Origin of the sequence: Paracoccus sp. UBA5162, assembly GCF_002413585.1 — a bacterium.
Taxonomy (GTDB): Bacteria; Pseudomonadota; Alphaproteobacteria; order Rhodobacterales; family Rhodobacteraceae; genus Paracoccus.
This window is the reverse complement of record NZ_DHXG01000088.1, coordinates 1-16,201: the sequence shown is the minus strand read 5'-3', so window position 1 is coordinate 16,201 and position 16,201 is coordinate 1. Positions and strand designations below refer to the sequence as shown.

The 16,201-nt window shown below is 67.1% G+C and carries 13 protein-coding genes; 11 read left to right on the top strand and 2 right to left on the bottom strand.

Annotated features, from left to right (window positions below):
- The 11 genes from B4A72_RS14580 to B4A72_RS14530 all read left to right on the top strand — a co-directional run.
- The coding region (locus B4A72_RS14580) for an oligopeptide/dipeptide ABC transporter ATP-binding protein (RefSeq protein ID WP_292978945.1) at nucleotides 1-621 on the top strand (621 nt) is incomplete at its 5' end.
- Complete coding sequence (locus B4A72_RS14575; protein WP_292951405.1) at nucleotides 618-2,120, top strand: ABC transporter substrate-binding protein; 1,503 nt, start codon at nucleotides 618-620, stop codon at nucleotides 2,118-2,120. The genes B4A72_RS14580 and B4A72_RS14575, both read left to right, overlap by 4 nt.
- Before the next feature lie 54 nt (nucleotides 2,121-2,174).
- Nucleotides 2,175-3,119, top strand: coding sequence for an ABC transporter permease (locus tag B4A72_RS14570; protein ID WP_292951406.1), 945 nt, complete (start codon nucleotides 2,175-2,177; stop codon nucleotides 3,117-3,119).
- Nucleotides 3,119-3,991, top strand: a complete 873-nt coding sequence (locus B4A72_RS14565) for an ABC transporter permease (RefSeq protein WP_292951408.1) — start codon at nucleotides 3,119-3,121, stop codon at nucleotides 3,989-3,991. The genes B4A72_RS14570 and B4A72_RS14565 overlap by 1 nt, the downstream gene beginning before the upstream one ends.
- A 15-nt stretch (nucleotides 3,992-4,006) precedes the next feature.
- A complete protein-coding gene (locus B4A72_RS14560) occupies nucleotides 4,007-5,797 on the top strand; it encodes a gamma-glutamyltransferase family protein (RefSeq protein WP_292978943.1) in 1,791 nt (596 codons plus the stop codon).
- Entirely contained in the window at nucleotides 5,797-6,546 is a 750-nt protein-coding gene (locus B4A72_RS14555; protein ID WP_292951413.1) for a DUF1028 domain-containing protein, read from the top strand. The genes B4A72_RS14560 and B4A72_RS14555 overlap by 1 nt, the downstream gene beginning before the upstream one ends.
- Before the next feature lie 4 nt (nucleotides 6,547-6,550).
- A complete protein-coding gene (locus B4A72_RS14550) occupies nucleotides 6,551-7,381 on the top strand; it encodes a sulfite exporter TauE/SafE family protein (protein ID WP_292951416.1) in 831 nt (276 codons plus the stop codon).
- 3 nt (nucleotides 7,382-7,384) lie between these two features.
- Nucleotides 7,385-8,059, top strand: a complete 675-nt coding sequence (locus B4A72_RS14545) for a FadR/GntR family transcriptional regulator (RefSeq protein WP_292951419.1) — start codon at nucleotides 7,385-7,387, stop codon at nucleotides 8,057-8,059.
- Nucleotides 8,060-8,101: 42 nt separating this feature from the next.
- On the top strand, nucleotides 8,102-8,689 hold the full coding sequence (locus tag B4A72_RS14540; RefSeq protein ID WP_292951422.1) for an ImuA family protein: 588 nt from the start codon (nucleotides 8,102-8,104) through the stop codon (nucleotides 8,687-8,689).
- A complete protein-coding gene (locus B4A72_RS14535) occupies nucleotides 8,604-10,103 on the top strand; it encodes a Y-family DNA polymerase (RefSeq protein WP_292951425.1) in 1,500 nt (499 codons plus the stop codon). Before B4A72_RS14540 ends, B4A72_RS14535 begins: the two co-directional genes overlap by 86 nt.
- Nucleotides 10,100-13,402, top strand: coding sequence for an error-prone DNA polymerase (locus B4A72_RS14530; protein WP_292951428.1), 3,303 nt, complete (start codon nucleotides 10,100-10,102; stop codon nucleotides 13,400-13,402). The genes B4A72_RS14535 and B4A72_RS14530 overlap by 4 nt, the downstream gene beginning before the upstream one ends.
- Nucleotides 13,403-13,497: 95 nt before the next feature.
- On the opposite strand, the gene B4A72_RS14525 is transcribed toward B4A72_RS14530, so the two are convergent.
- Both B4A72_RS14525 and B4A72_RS14520 read right to left on the bottom strand, forming a co-directional pair.
- Complete coding sequence (locus B4A72_RS14525; protein ID WP_292951431.1) at nucleotides 13,498-14,454, bottom strand: diguanylate cyclase; 957 nt, start codon at nucleotides 14,452-14,454, stop codon at nucleotides 13,498-13,500.
- Nucleotides 14,451-16,201, bottom strand: a 1,751-nt coding sequence (locus B4A72_RS14520) for a response regulator (protein WP_292978941.1), incomplete at its 5' end; no start/stop codon positions are given. The genes B4A72_RS14525 and B4A72_RS14520, both read right to left, overlap by 4 nt.

The window sequence follows — 16,201 nt, the reverse complement described above, 5'->3', positions numbered from 1 at the left end:
CAGCGCCAGCGCATCGGCATCGCGCGGGCGCTGGCTTCGGGACCGAAAGTCCTGATCGGGGACGAGCCCGTCAGTGCGCTGGATGTCAGCGTTCAGGCGCAGGTGGTGAACCTTCTGGGGGACCTGCGCGACCGGCTGGGGCTGACGCTGATCGTCATCGCCCATGATCTTGCGGTGATCCGGCAGATGAGCGATCGCGTCGGTGTCATGTATCTGGGCCGCATCGTCGAAACCGGCCCGACCGACACGATCTTCGAAGCCCCGCGACATCCCTATACGCGCGCGCTGCTGGCGGCGATCCCCGGACCCGATGGCGGCCATGGCGGGCCGGGCCTGTCGGGCGAGACGCCAAGCCCGCTGGACCCGCCCTCGGGCTGCCATTTCCGCACCCGCTGCCCTCATGCGCAAAGCCGCTGCGCCGAGATCCGGCCGGCGCTGGAAGAGACCGGACAGGGCAGTCAGGTGGCCTGTCTGCGCTGGCGCGAGATTGTCGGCGATGGACAGGCCGCGCCACCCCGGTCGGCCCGCAGCGACGGCGCCGAGATCCGCTTTCGTCTCTATCGCGAGGCTTTGGCGCAAAAGGAAAACACCAAGAAAACCCAACAGGAGACAAAGACATGAACATTCGCAGAACCCTGCTGCTGGCGGCCCTGCTTGGCACCAGCGCGATGGCCGCGCAGGCCCAGACCCTGCGCATCGGGCTGGAAAGCGATCCTGATGCGCTGGATCCGGACAAGAGCCGCACCTTCGTCGGGCGGATCGTGTTCACCGCCCTGTGCGACAAGCTGATCGACGTGACGCCGGATCTGAAACTGGTGCCGCAACTGGCCACGGAATGGAGCGTCAGCGAGGATGGCAAGACCGTGGACATGACCCTGCGCGAAGGCGTCGTCTTCCATGATGGCACGCCCTTCGACGGCGAGGCGGTCAAGGCGAATATCGAGCGCTCGCAAACGCTGGAGGACAGCGTGCGCAAATCCGAAGTCAGTTCGATCACCGAGGTCGAGGTGGTCGATCCGACCCATGTCAGGCTGCGCTTGTCGGCCCCCGACGCGCCGCTTCTGGCGCAGCTGGCCGACCGGTCGGGGATGATGATGTCGCCGGCGGCGTTCGATGACGATTTCAGCGCCCAGCCAGTCTGTTCGGGGCCGTTCAAGTTCAAGAACCGCGTCGCGCAGGACAAGATCGAGCTTGAGAAATTCGCCGATTACTGGAACGCCGACCAGATCAAGGTCGATGCCGTAAGCTACCTGCCGATCCCGGATTCGACCGTGCGGCTGGCCAACCTGCAATCGGGCGATCTGGACCTGATCAACCGACTCGCCGCCACCGATGTCGAAGCGGTCAAGAGCGCCGGGAACCTGAAATACGAACGCGCCGACGGGCTGGGCTATCAGGGGATCACCTTCAACACCAACAACGGCGCCAAGGCCGACAACCCCTTCGGGCAGGATCCGAAGCTGCGTCAGGCCCTGTCGCTGGCCATCGACCGCAACGCCATCAACCAGGTGGTCTTTGCCGGCCTGAATGCGCCGGCCAGCCAGTTCGTGCCGGCCGTCAGCCCGTTCTTCGATCCGGCCTATCCGGTCCCCGAACGCGATGTCGAGAAGGCCAAGGCGCTGCTGGCAGAGGCCGGTATCGAGGGCGGAATCGATCTGGAACTGCAATTTCCCAACCGTCCCGAAAGCCAGCAGGTCGTGCAGATGATTCAGGCCATGGCGGCCGAGGCGGGCATCAACATCACCCTGACCGCCAAGGAATTCGCCACCATGCTGGCCGATCAGGCGGCGGGCGATTTTCAGGCGTCCCAGGTGGGCTGGTCCGGTCGGATCGACCCGGACGGAAACATCTACGGCTTCGTCACCACCGGCGGCGGCTTCAATGACGGCAAGTATTCGAACCCCGAGATCGACCGTATCCTGGGCGAGGCCCGCGCCGTCAGCGACGAGGCCGCCCGCAAGGATCTGTACAAGCAGGCCAACCAGATCCTGCAGACGGATCTGCCGTTGTTCTATCTCTATAACGAGGCGTGGCTCTATGGCGTCTCGGACAAGGTCGCGGGCTTCACGCCCAGCCCGGACGGGATGATCCGGCTGGAAGGCGTCAGCCTGTCCGAATGAGGCCCGGCCGGGGCGGCGTCGCCGCCGCCCCGGCCCTTTCCGAAAGGCGCCGCCATGCTGACCTATCTTGCCCGCCGCGTGATGATCGCGATCCCGACGCTGATCCTGATCTCGATTTTCGTCTTCGCGTTGCAGAAGATGCTGCCCGGCGATCCGGTGCTGGCGCTGGCCGGCGATGACCGCGACCCCGAGACGCTGGCGCGGCTGCGTGAATTGTATCACCTGAACGATCCGATCTGGATGCAATATCTGCAATGGGTGAAGAACGCCCTTCAGGGCGATCTGGGGCGTTCGATCCGGACCGGGCTGCCGGTCAGCGACATGATCGCCCAGAAGCTGCCGGTGACGATCCAGCTTGCGGTGATGTCGATGATCTTCGCCGCCGCGATCGGGATCCCGGCGGGGATCATCTCGGCGGTGAAGAAGGGCACGATCACCGATTACGCAGCCAATGTGATCGCGTTGTCGGGCCTGTCGATCCCCAATTTCTGGCTGGGGATCATGCTGATCCTGCTGGTTTCGGTGAAATGGCGGCTGCTGCCGGCCTCGGGCTATGTGCCGCTGAGCGAGGATCCGGTGCAGTCGATCCGCACCATGCTGATGCCTGCCTTCGTGCTGGGCACCGCGCTGGCGGCGTCGCTGATGCGGCACACGCGATCGGCGATGCTGGGGGTGTTGAGGCAGGACTACGTCCGCACCGCCCGCGCCAAGGGTCTGGCCGAACGCAGGGTGATCATGCACCACGCCTTCCGAAACGCCCTGACGCCGGTCGTCACGCTGATGGCGCTGCTGTTTGGCGAACTCATCGCGGGGGCTGTGCTGACCGAACAGATCTTCACCATCCCGGGCTTCGGCAAGATGGTGGTCGATGCCGTCTTCAACCGCGATTACGCGGTGGTGCAGGCGGTGGTTCTTGTCACCGCGCTGGGCTTTATCCTGATGAATCTTCTGGCCGACCTGGCCTATGTGGCACTGAACCCGCGGCTGAGGACCGGCTGATGAACGAGACCGCCGCGACCGATCCCGTCCTGTCGAAACGCCCGCAAAGCCGCGTCTGGCGCAAGCTGCGCGGCCATCGCAGCGCCATGTTCGGCGCGGTGCTTGTGGGAATGTTCGTCCTGCTGGCGCTGGCGGCGCCGATCCTGCCCGTGCCCGATCCCGCCGCCGTCGACTGGACCGCGATCCGGCAACCGCCCTCGGCCGCGCACTGGCTGGGCACGGACGAGTTGGGCCGCGATCAGTTGTCGCGGATGATCTGGGGCGCGCGCGCCTCGTTGATGGCGGGGGTGGTATCCGTCGGCATTGCCATCGTGATCGGCGTGCCTCTGGGGATCATTGCCGGGTATTTCGGCGGCTGGACCGATGCCGTGATCTCGCGCTGCACCGAGGCGCTGCTGGCGATCCCGTTCCTGATTCTCGCCATCGCGCTGGCGGCGTTCCTGGGGCCCTCGCTGACCAATGCGATGATCGCCATCGGGATCGCGGCCACGCCGGTCTTCATCCGACTGACGCGAGGCCAGGCAATCAACGTGGCATCCGAGGATTACGTCGAAAGCGCCCATGCCATCGGCCTGTCCACGGGCGTCATCCTGCGCCGCTATATCTTTCCCAATGTCCTGCCGCCGATCCTGGTGCAAGCCACGCTGACCGTCGCCAGCGCCATCATCGCCGAGGCATCGCTGTCCTTTCTGGGGCTGGGCCAGCAGCCGCCCGCGCCAAGCTGGGGGGCAATGCTGAACGTGGCCAAGGGCTTCATGACGCAGGCGCCCTGGATGGCGCTGTGGCCCGGCATCGCGATCTTTCTGGTGGTGCTGGGATTTAACCTTCTGGGCGACGGTCTGCGCGACGCGCTGGACCCGCGCGAGGATTGATCGACAGGAACAGGCATGAACAATTTCACCACACGACCCGATATCCGCGGCACCTTCGGCACCGTCACCTCGACCCATTGGCTGGCCTCGGCGACCGGGATGGGCATTCTGGAACGCGGCGGCAATGCCTTTGACGCGGCGGTGGCGACGGCGCTGGTCCTGCAGGTGGTCGAGCCGCATCTGAACGGACCGGCCGGCGATCTGCCCGCCATCGTCCATCTGGCCGAGACCGGCGAAACCCGCGTGCTCTGTGCGCAGGGCGTGGCGCCGAAGGCCGCCACGATGGACCATTACCGCAGCCTGTTCGGCGACGGACTGATCCCCGGATCGGGGCTGCTGGCGACGGTGGTGCCGGGCGCCTTCGATGGCTGGATGCTGATGTTGCGCGATCACGGCAGCATGGAGGTGTCGGAGGTTCTGGCACCGGCCATCGCCTATGCGCGGGACGGCCATCCGGTGCTGCCGCGCGTGGCCGATACCATTGCCGGTCTGGCCGATTTCTTCCGCGCGGAATGGCCCAGCAGCGCCGCCACCTGGTTGCCCGGCGATGCCGCGCCGCAGCCCTGGTCGCTGTTTCGCAATCCCGATCTTGCCGCCGCCTATCAGCGGATCGCGGACGAGGCCAGGGGCGACACCCGCGCGGCCCGGATCGACGCGGCCCGCAGCATCTGGTCACGGGGTTTCGTGGCCGACGCGATCGGCGATTATCTGGCCGGGGCAAGCGTGATGGATGTCTCGGGAAGCGCGCATTCCGGCGTGCTGTCGCGGCAGGATCTGGCGGAATGGAAGGCGACATGGGAAACGACGCTGTCGCTGGATTATCATGGCTGGACCATCCACAAGACCCATAGCTGGTCACAGGGGCCGGTGCTGTTGCAAGCGCTTCAGATCCTCAAGCATTTCGATCTGGCGGCGCTGGATCCGCTGGGCGCGGATTTCGTTCATGTCGTGGCCGAGGCGATGAAGCTGGCCTATGCCGACCGCGAGGCCTATTACGGCGATCCCGATTTCTTCGAAATTCCCATGGCGACGCTGCTGTCCGAGGATTATGCTGCGGAACGCGCGGCTCTGATCGGCGAGAAAGCCAGCCTGGAACAGCGCCCTGGCCGCCTGCCGGGTCTGGAGCATCTGGCCGACGACGCCATCGCCCGCGCCGCGCATGATTTCGATGCCGCGCGCGGGGTCAGCGCCGGCGAGCCGACGATGGCGCATCTGACCGAACGGCGCGGGGATACCGTTCACCTGGACGTGATCGACCGCTGGGGAAACATGGTCAGCGCCACGCCCTCGGGCGGATGGCTGCAATCCAGCCCGGTGATCCCGGGCCTGGGTTTTCCGCTGAACAGCCGCGCCCAGATGTTCTGGCTGCGCGATGGCTTGCCGAGCTCGCTGCGGCCGGGGGCGCGGCCGCGCACGACGCTGACGCCGTCGATGGCGGAAAAGGGCGGCACCCGGATCGCCTTTGGCACGCCCGGCGGCGACCAGCAGGATCAGTGGCAACTGATCTGGTTCCTGCGCTATGTCCATCACGGGCTGTCGATGCAGCAGGGAATGGACGCGCCGCTGTTTCACATCATGCATTTCCAGTCCAGCTTCTATCCGCGCGAGGCCAAGCCCGGTGAATTGATGGTCGAGCCGAATTTCGGCGATGCGGTGATCGAGTCTCTGCGTGCGCGGGGCCATATCGTTACCGTGGCCGAACCCTGGAGCATCGGCCGCCTGACGGCCGCGAGGCGCGAACCCGACGGGATGCTGACCGCCGCCGCCACGCCCCGGCTGATGCAGGCCTATGCGGTGGGCCGCTGATGACCTGGTCCCTGATCGCCCGCGATCCCGCGTCCGGCGCGCTTGGTATCGCCGTCGCCAGTCGCTTTTTCGCCTGCGGATCGCTGGTGCCGCATGTCGGTCCGGCAGCCGCCTTCGCCACGCAGGCCTTCGTCAACCCGGTCTGGGGCACCGAGGGGCTGCGCCGCCTGGGCGCGGGCGAGGCGGCCGATGCCCTCCTGGCCGATCTGGTTGCGCGCGATGCGGGGGCGGCGCAGCGGCAGGCCCATGCGCTGGATGCGCGGGGCGGCGGCGCGGCCCATACCGGCGCGGAATGCGTGCCCTGGGCGGGACATGTGACGGGTCAGGGCCTTTCGGTCGCGGGCAACATGCTGGAGGGGCCGCAGGTGATCGAGGACACGGCGCGCGTCTTCGCAGACCGCGCCGACCTGGACTTTCCCGACCGGATGCTGGCCGCGATGCAGGCGGGCGAGGATGCGGGCGGCGACCGTCGCGGGCGGCAGGCGGCCGGGCTGCGCATCCATCGCGGTCAGGCCCATCCCTGGCTGGATCTGCGGGCCGATGATCATGCCGATCCGCTGGCCGAACTGCGCCGATTGCTGGCGGTGGCGCGCGAACGCTATCTGATGGTCGCCGAGATCATGCCGACCGCGGAAAATTTCAGCGGCGCCCCGGATCGCAGCGATACCGACCGCCGCATCGCAGAGGCGGAACGGGCGCGGATCGCGACCGGCCGCGCCAGCGCCTCGTTCGCGACGACGAAAGGCTAGCGAGATGGAGGCAATCACCACAGCCGCGCTGCTGGAACTGGCCGCCGTCGCCGTGGGCGCGGGCATCGGCGGCGGCATTCTTGCCGGCTTGCTGGGGGTCGGCGGCGGGATCGTCATCGTTCCCGCGCTCTATTTCGCGCTGAACCTGACCGGCATGGATCCGGGCCTGACGATGAAGGTCGCGGTCGGCACCTCGCTGGCGACCATCGTGTTCACCTCGCTGGCCTCGGGTCTGGGTCATCACCGCAAGGGCGCCATCGACACCGCGCTGCTGAAACTATGGGCGCCGTCGATCCTGGTGGGTGTGGTCATCGGCAGTGTTCTGGGCGGCTATGTCTCGGGCAAGGTGCTGATCGCGGTCTTTGCCGTGGTGGCACTGGCGGTTTCGGCCGACATGATCCTGCGCAAGGGGCGCGCCGATCCCGAACCCAAGGGCTTTTCCAGACCCGTCTGGGCGGCCTTCGGGGTCTTCGCCGGCGGGGTCAGCGCGATGATGGGGATCGGCGGCGGCACGATCGGCGTGCCGCTGCTGAATTTCCTCGGCTACGACATCCGCCGCGCGGTCGGCACCTCGGCCGCGATCGGTTTCCTGATCGGGCTGCCCGGCGCGGTGATCTATGCGCTGACCGGGCTGGGCCAACAGGGGCTGCCGCCGTTTTCGCTGGGCTATGTAAACCTGCTGGCTGCGATCGTGATCATTCCGCTGACCACCAGTTTCTCGCAACTGGGCGTCAGGCTGGCCCACTCGATCCCCCGGCGGGCACTGCGCCTTGCCTTCGGCGCGTTCCTGCTGCTGACCGCGATCCGCATGTTCATCGACCTCTTTTCGGGCTAGGACATGGAGCCGCCGACCGACGACCCGGCGGCGGTCATCGCCGCCCTTGCGCCGATCCTGACCGAGGCCGCCAAGACCGGCGGCCGGCTGCCGCCCGAACGTCGGCTGGCCGAGATTCTGGGCATCCCCCGTCGCCGGCTGCGTCTGGCGCTGGACGAATTGCAGCGGCGCGGGGCGGTCTTTCGCCGCCACGGGCAGGGCACCTTCGTCACCCCGCCGCCCCGCCCCGATGCCGGACGCCACCGCCTGCTGGCCGGCAGGCTGAGCCTTGATCAGCTGATGGATGTCCGTCGCCAGATCGAGCCGCGGCTGGCCGAACTGGCGGCGACCCGTGCCGGGGCCGGGGATCTGGCGCAGCTGGAAATCCTGATGCGGCAATCGCGCGAAGCCGTGCAGCCGCAGGAATACGACCTGGCCGACGAGGTGTTTCACTACCGAATCGCCGAACTGGCGGGCAATGCGCTGTTTCTGGAAGTCTATGATCTGATCCGGCAGATGCGGCGCGAGGCCGGCTGGCGCGAACGCAGAGAGGAAACCAACGTGCCCGGTTTCCTGAGGCTTCTGGGCCAGCAGCATCAGCATATCTTCGACGCCATCGCCGCTGGCGACGCAGCGGGCGCGGGTCAGGCGCAGCGGGACCATCTCGATTTCGTCGCCAGCGCCATCGACAGCGATTGAGACCGGCTTGACAGATCTGTCGGCTTGCCTAGCTTCGGGGCGATGCGACCCGATTTCGATGATTGTTTTCCGCTGCGCGTCGCGCGCGTCCATGAGGTTTGCGGGGCCGGCGCGACGGCCTTTGCCGCCATCGCCGCCGCCCCGGCGCAAGGTCCGGTCCTGTGGCTGCGCGAGGCATGGCGCGGCGACATGCTCAATCCGCTGGGACTTGCGCCGTTCATCGATCCGTCGCGTCTGCTGGTGGCGCGCAGCGCGAACCAGACCGACAGCCTTGCGGCCGCCGAAGAGGCCTTGCGTGACGGCGCCATTCCCTTCGTGGTGGCCCAGATCACCCGCCCGCTGAACCTGCGCGAAGGGCGGCGACTGCAACTGGCTGCCGGGGCGGGGGGCACGACCGGCCTGTGCATCATCCCCGAAAACATGGGCAGCAATGCCGCCGAGACGCGCTGGCGGGCGGTCCCGATCCTGGATGACGGGCGGGGGGACTCGACTCTGATGCAATGGGAAATTATCAAGAACAAATCAGGAACAATCGGGGCCTGGCATGTTCGATGGGATCCGGAAGCGCGTGGTCTGCATGTGGTTTCCCCGGCTGGCGAGCGACCGGGCCCTGCGGGCACGCCCGGTTGAGGCGCCCTTCGCGCTGATCGTGAGCCGGAACAATGCCGAGCGTCTGGCCTGCGTGAACGTCGCGGCCGAAAGCCGTGGTCTGTGGCCCGGCATGAACCTTGCCGATGCCCGTGCCTTCTGTCCCGATCTGGTCACCCGGACCGGCGATCCCCAGGGCGATCGGGCATTCCTGGTCGCCCTGCGCCGCTGGGCCACGCGCTATTGCCCCTGGGTCGGGCTGGACGGGACTGACGGATTGGTTCTGGACATCACCGGCGCGGCGCATCTGTGGGGCGGCGAGGCGGCGATGCTGGCCGACATGCGCGCCCGCGCCGCCCGGGCCGGGCTGACGCTGCGCCTCGGCGCGGGCGACACGCGCGGCGCGGCATGGGCGCTGGCCCGGCATGGCGAGGGGATCGCGCCCGCGGGCCGGCCGCTTGCGGCCCTTGCCCCGCTGCCGGTCGCCGGGCTGCGGCTGGATGCGGATATGGTGATGGCGCTGCAACGTCTTGGCCTGCGCCGTATCGGCGATCTGGCGGGGACGGCGCGCGCGCCCCTGGCCCGCCGCTTTGGCCCCGGCCTGCTGATGCGGCTGGATCAGGCGATGGGCGAGGCAGCCGAGCCGATCACCCCCGAAGCCGATCCCGTTCGCTATGCCCTGCGCCTGAACCTGCCCGATCCGGTCGGCCTTCTGGACGACGTGATGGCGGCTGTCGGTCAACTTCTGGGTCCGCTCTGCGACCGGCTGAAGGCACAAGAGACCGGCGCGCGGCGGTTGATCCTGACCCTGCGCCGCGTTGATCAGGTCAGCCGTCAGGTGGAATTGCGCCTTGCCGCCCCGATGCGCGAGACGGCCCGAATCCTGCCCCTGTTCGAACGCGGCATCGCCGAGGTCGATGCCGGTTTCGGCATCGATCAGATCCGGCTGGAGGCGACCCTGGTCCAGCCGCTGCCGATCCAGCAGATCGGGTCTGCGACCGCCACCGGCAGTCATGACAGCCAAGACGGCCAAGACAGGCTGGACGACCTGATGACCCGGATCGGAACCCGGATCGGGCTGGAAAACCTGCTGCGTTTCCTGCCCGCCGACAGCCACATTCCCGAACGCGGCTTCGTAGCCGCCGCAGCCGCCCACAGCCGCGCCGAGACCGGCTGGTCCGCGCCGCGCCCGCGCCCGGTGATCCTGTTTCCGCCCGAACCCGTTGCCGCTTCGGGCGCGCGTCCCCCGGCCCGGTTTCGCTGGCGGCGGATGATCTTTGCCACGGCCCGCGCCACCGGCCCGGAACGGATCGCGCCGGAATGGTGGCTGGATGATCCCGCCTGGCGGTCGGGGCTGCGCGATTACTGGCGGCTTGAAACCCGGCAGGGCAGGCGGCTGTGGCTGTTCCACACGCCGCAGGATCCCGGCTGGTTCGTCCAGGGGGAATTCGCATGAGCTATGCCGAACTGGCCGTGACCACGAATTTCACCTTCCTGACCGGCGCCTCGCATCCCGAGGAACTGGTCGCCCGCGCCGCCGAACTGGGCCTTGCCGCCATCGCCATCACCGACCGCAATTCCGTCGCCGGCGTGGTGCGCGCCCATACCGCGCTGAAAGAAATGCGGCGCGAACTGGGCAAGGCCACGATCCGCTCGACCGTGCAGGTCGACACCTGCTCGCATCAGCCGGTGGGGGAATGGAAAACCGTCGGGGCCGCGGACCGGCTGTTGCCGAAACTGATCGTCGGCAGCCGTCTGGTGGCCGAGGATTGTCCGGTCGAATGGCTGGCCCTGCCGACCGACCGACCCGCATGGCACCGGCTGTCGCGGCTGCTGAGCCGTGGCAAGCGGCGGGCCGCCAAGGGCGAATGCCGGCTGATGCTGAACGATCTGCTGACCGGCTGCCGGGGCTTGATCCTGATCGCGCTGCCGCCAACCGAGCCGCACCGGGCGATCGCGCCGGTGCAGGCGATGGCCCGGCGCTATCCGGGGCGGGTCTTTCTGGGCGCCGCGCCGCGTTACGACGGCAGCGATCAGGCCTGGTTCGATACCTGCGCGGCGCTGGCCCACAGGGTGGCGGCCCCGATGGTCGCGGTGGGTGACGTGCTGATGCACCGCGCCGCCCGGCGCCGTCTGGCCGATGTGTTGACCTGTCTGCGCGAGGGGATCAGCATCGACCGCATCGGCAGCCGTGCCCTGCCCAATGCCGAGCGCCGCCTGAAATCCCCCGCCGAGATGGACCGTCTCTTTGCCCGTCACCCGGCCGCGATCCGTCGCACGACCCAGATCGCCTCGCTGTGCTGCTTCGATCTCGACCAGCTCGGCTACGATTATCCCGACGAGGTTGCAGCAGACGAGGCGCCTCAGGACAGGCTGGTCCGGCTGACCCGCGAGGGTCTGGCGCGGCGCTATCCGGGTGGCGCGCCGCAGCGGGTCCATGATCTGATCGACAAGGAACTGGCCCTGGTGGAGGAACTGAAATACGCCGCCTATTTCCTGACCGTCCACGACATCGTGGCCGAGGCACGCCGACGCGGCATCCTGTGCCAGGGGCGCGGCTCGGCCGCCAATTCGATCCTGTGCTACCTGCTGGGCATCACCGATGTCAGCCCCGATCTGATCGGCATGGTCTTCGAACGCTTCATCTCGCGCCATCGCGGCGAGCCGCCCGATATCGACGTGGATTTCGAACATGAGCGCCGCGAAGAGATGATCCAGTGGATCTACGGGAAATATGGCCGCCATCGCGCGGGCCTTTGCGCCACGGTGATCCATTTCCGTTCGCGCGCGGCGATCCGCGAGGTGGGCAAGGTGATGGGATTGTCCGGGGACGTGACCGCCGCGCTGTCGGGCCAGATCTGGGGGATGTCGAACGCGGGCGCGGATCCCGAACGGATGCGCGAACTGGGTCTTGATCCGCGGGATCGCCGCCTGTCGCAGACGATCCGCCTGATCCGCGAGATCATCGGTTTTCCGCGCCATCTGTCCCAGCATGTCGGCGGTTTCGTCATCACCCGGGGGCGGCTGGACGAATTGTGTCCGGTCGAGAATGCGGCGATGGAGGACCGCACCGTCATCGGCTGGGACAAGGACGATATCGACGCGCTGAACATCCTGAAGGTCGATGTCCTGTCGCTGGGGATGCTGACCTGCATCCGCAAGAGCTTTGACCTTCTGGAAAGCCACGAAGGCATCCGTCACAGCCTCGGTTCGGTGCCGCAGGGGGACGAGCCGACCTACCGGATGCTGCAACAGGCCAATGCGGTGGGCGTCTTTCAGGTCGAAAGCCGGGCGCAGATGAATTTCCTGCCGCGGATGAAGCCGCGTGAATTCTACGACCTGGTGATCGAGGTCGCCATCGTCCGCCCCGGCCCGATCCAGGGCGGCATGGTCAAACCCTATATCCGCCGCCGTCAGGGGCTGGAGAAAGCCGAACCTTTCGGCCCGGCCTTGGCCGAGGTGACGCGGCGGACCCTGGGGGTGCCCCTGTTTCAGGAACAGGCCATGCAGATCGCCATCGTCGGTGCGGGCTATAGCGCCGAAGAGGCCGACCGCCTGCGCCGCTCGCTGGCCTCGTTCCGGCGCATGGGCACGATCGGCGAGCATCGCGAACGCTTTGTGCAGGGGATGCTGTCGAACGGCTATGACCGTGGGGTGGCAGAACAATGTTTCTCGCAGATCGAGGGGTTTGCCGATTACGGCTTTCCCGAAAGCCACGCGGCGGCCTTCGCGATGCTGACCTATGTCTCGTCATGGCTGAAATGCCATCATCCGGCGATCTTTGCCTGCGCGTTGCTGAATTCGCAGCCGATGGGGTTTTACGCCCCCGCCCAGATCGTCCGGGACGCGCGCGAGAACGGGGTCGAGATCCGCCCCGTCTGCGTCAATTCCAGCCTCTGGGACAACCGGCTGGAACGGCGCGCCGATGGCGCATGGGCACTGCGGCTGGGATTTCGCCAGATCCGGGGCTTTCGCGACGGCGATGCCCGGCGGATCCAAGAATGTCGCGGCAACGGCTATACCGATGTCGAAAGCCTGTGGCTGCGCGCCGGAATTCCGCCCGCCGTGCTGGAACGGCTGGCCGAGGCCGACGCCTTCGCCGCCATCGGCCTGACCCGGCGTGACGCGCTGTGGCAGGTCCGTGCGATCCGGGCACCCGCGCCGCTGCCGCTGTTTTCCGATCCGCTGGATGGCGAGGCCACTTGCGAGCCGCAGGTTGCGCTGCCCGCCATGCATCTGGGCGAGGAGGTGGTCGAGGATTACGTCGCCCTGCGCCTGTCGCTGCGCGCCCATCCGATGGAATTGCTGCGCCCGCGCCTGCCGGGCCTGATCCCGAACCGTGATCTGCCACGGGTTCCGCCGCGCCGGGTTTCGGTCTGCGGCCTCGTCATCACCCGCCAGCGCCCCGGCACGGCATCGGGCGTGATCTTCCTGACGCTGGAGGACGAGACCGGGGTGGCCAATGTCGTCGTCTGGCGGCGCATCCATGACCGTTTCCGCCGCGCGGTGATGGGCGGGCGGCTGTTGCGAGTCACCGGGCGGCTGGAACGCGAAGGCATCGTGGTGCATCTGATCGCCGATCGGATCGAGGATCTGTCCCATCGCCTTGCCGAACTGGGCCATCCGCTTGAGGGTGCGGTCGGCACGACCTCGCCCCGCGCGGACATCGCGCCGCGCCCGAAACATCAACCCGCCCATGCCGGCCATCCCCGCGATCAGGCGAAACGACTTTTCCCCAGCCGGGATTTTCATTGAAAGCAGCATCGCGGCTTTGCCCGGGTCCTGGCCCGCTTGTGTCGGATGATGCACGCCGACGCATCGATGCCACCGCGACCGGTGATGGCCGACGATCAGCCTGCCTCGCGGCGTTCCCCATGCCCCAGGATTTCCGCCCCCGAGGCCGGGATCATGACATGGCCCTCGACGCGGTTCCGGCCGCTGCGCTTGCCCTGGTAAAGCATGGCGTCGGCGGTCGAGATCCACAATTCCATCGACAATTCGGACGAGCAGCGACCGCTGGCGACGCCGATGCTGACGGTCACGACAGGGCTGACATCAGAGCCGCCGTTGCCGATACCCAGAGCCTCGACCCTCCGGCGCATGTCCTCGGCCACCTCCAGCGCGCCATCGTGATCGGTGCGCGGCAGGATGCAGGCGAATTCCTCGCCGCCATAGCGCAGGCAGGTATCGCCGCTTCGCCGGACCGCGCCGCCTAGTGCCGAAGCCACCTTGCGCAAGCACTGGTCCCCTTCAAGATGCCCATAAAGATCGTTGAACTGTTTGAAGAAATCGATATCCAGCATGATGAAGGACAGCCAGTCGCCCTCGCGAGAGAGGCGGCGCAGTTCGGTCTGAAGCAGCTTTTCCAGAAGCCGGCGGTTGCCAAGACCCGTCAGCCCGTCCGTCATCGCCAGATTGGCCAACTGGTCTCGCATCCGCTTCAATTCGATATGGTTGTCCACACGGCTGCGCAGGGCAACCGGCTGAATCGGTTTGGTGACATAATCGATGGCCCCGGCGGCCAGACCGCGCACCTCGTCCTCGGTGTGGTAAAGGCCGGTGGTGAAGATCACCGGTATGTCGGCCGTGGCGGGGTCGTCTTTCAGCTTTCTGCACACCTCGTAGCCATCCAAGCCCGGCATCACGATATCCAGCAAGATCAGATCCGGCGTCACCCGCTGAACGACCCGCAACGCATCTTCCCCCGAACGGGAAAAGCAGATCTCGTAATCCTCGCCCAGGACAGCGCCCATGATCTCGATATTCGCGATCTCGTCGTCCACGATCATGATGACCGGTTTGCTCATGTTGCGACCTCACCATTGTCGGGACCGGTTTCGGGCTGCGTGCCGTCCAGAAGGCGCAGCGCCTCGGCATAATCCAGTCGCAGCAGAGCCTGAAGCACGGGATGGGCGTCACGCGTGCCGGCGTCCAGGCCCAGGGCATCGGCAAAGGCGTGAAAACCGGCTCGTGCCGAAAGGCTCCTGCGACACAGTTGTTGGCGCAGCGCATCCCGGGCGGCCCGAGCCTCGGCCGAGGCGTGCGAAGCCGCGTTGATCCGCGCGGCAGCCGGGGCGTCGGCACTTGCCTGCGACGGCGCGGGCTGAAGGCTGTTTGCCGCGGCGATGGCCGGCGCCATCCTGTCCGCCAGTTCCGCGATCAACCCGGCCACGGCGCCGGATTCGCCGGCGCCAAGCGCCGCCTCGATCTGCCCGGCCAGATCCGGCACCTCGGCCAGTTCCAGCGATCCGGCGACGCTTTTCAGGGTGTGGGCCAGCCGCGCCGCATCCTCGATCCGCCCAGCCCGGATCATGGCGCGCAGATCGTCGCCGACACGGCCGTAGCTTTCCCCGAAACTGACGATCAGACGCCGCAACAATGCGGCCTTTCCGTTCACGCGACGAAGCGCGCGGTCCAGGCCGAAGGGCGGCAGTTGTGCAGGCAGGACGGGCACCAAGCCGGTCGCACCGGCACGTGTCCGCTCTTTCCGGACCGCCTGCGGTCCGGTCTTCAGCCAGGTTCCAAGAACCCTGATCAACTGATCGGGATCCACGGGTTTCGAGATGTGGTCGTTCATGCCGGCTCCAAGGCAGCGCTGCCGCTCTTCTTCGTAGGCGTGGGCGGTCAGGGCGATGATCGGCAGGCAATCGGCCGAATGTGTCTGCCGGATCAGCTTCGTGGCCGCCACGCCGTCCATCTCGGGCATCTGCACATCCATCAGCACGGCCGCGTAGCCATGATCCTCATCCAGAATCCTGCGACAGGCGATGACACCGTTTTCGGCGCAATCGACGACCAGACCCGCGTCGTTCAGCAACTCCACCGCGATCTCGCGATTGATCGCGTTATCCTCGACCAGCAGAACGCAAAGGCCCTGCATCGCTTGCGGAAGGTGCAGACCGGCGGACGAAGCGCGCAGGTCGGCGCCGGAACTGACGGGCGGCGCGGCGGGCGGAATCAACTGGTTCAGCATGTCCAGCAGGCCGTGTGCATCAAGCGGTTTGCGCAGGACTGCGCTGATCGCGGCACGATCCTGGTCCCGGATGAATTCGTCGATCGGATAGGCGGTGACGATCAGCGTTGTCGGCATTACCGCCAGATGCGGGCTGGATTGCATCGCCCGGACCGTCTGCAAGCCATCCATTCCTGGCATCTTCCAGTCCAGAAGAACCAGATCATAGGGGTTGCCGGCCATTGCCTCGCGTTCCAGCATTGCCAGCGCCTCGGAGCCCGACGGGACCAGATCGCCCCGCATGTTCCAGCGGGTCAGGGTCGCGTCGATGAAATCGCGCGAGGCCGGGTTGTCGTCAGCCACCAGCACCCGCAACGCCCGCAGGCGATCATGGGGCAGTGGCGCCTGACAGCTTGCATCGGCCCCGATCCCAAGCCGCATCGTGAAGGTGAAGACACTGCCCAGGCCCGGGGTGCTTTGAACCTCGATCCGGCCGTCCATCTGTTCGACGATCTGGCGGCAGATGGCCAGGCCCAGTCCGGTCCCTCCGAAGCGCCGGGTGGTGGAACTGTCGGCCTGCATGAACGAGGCGAAGATATGCG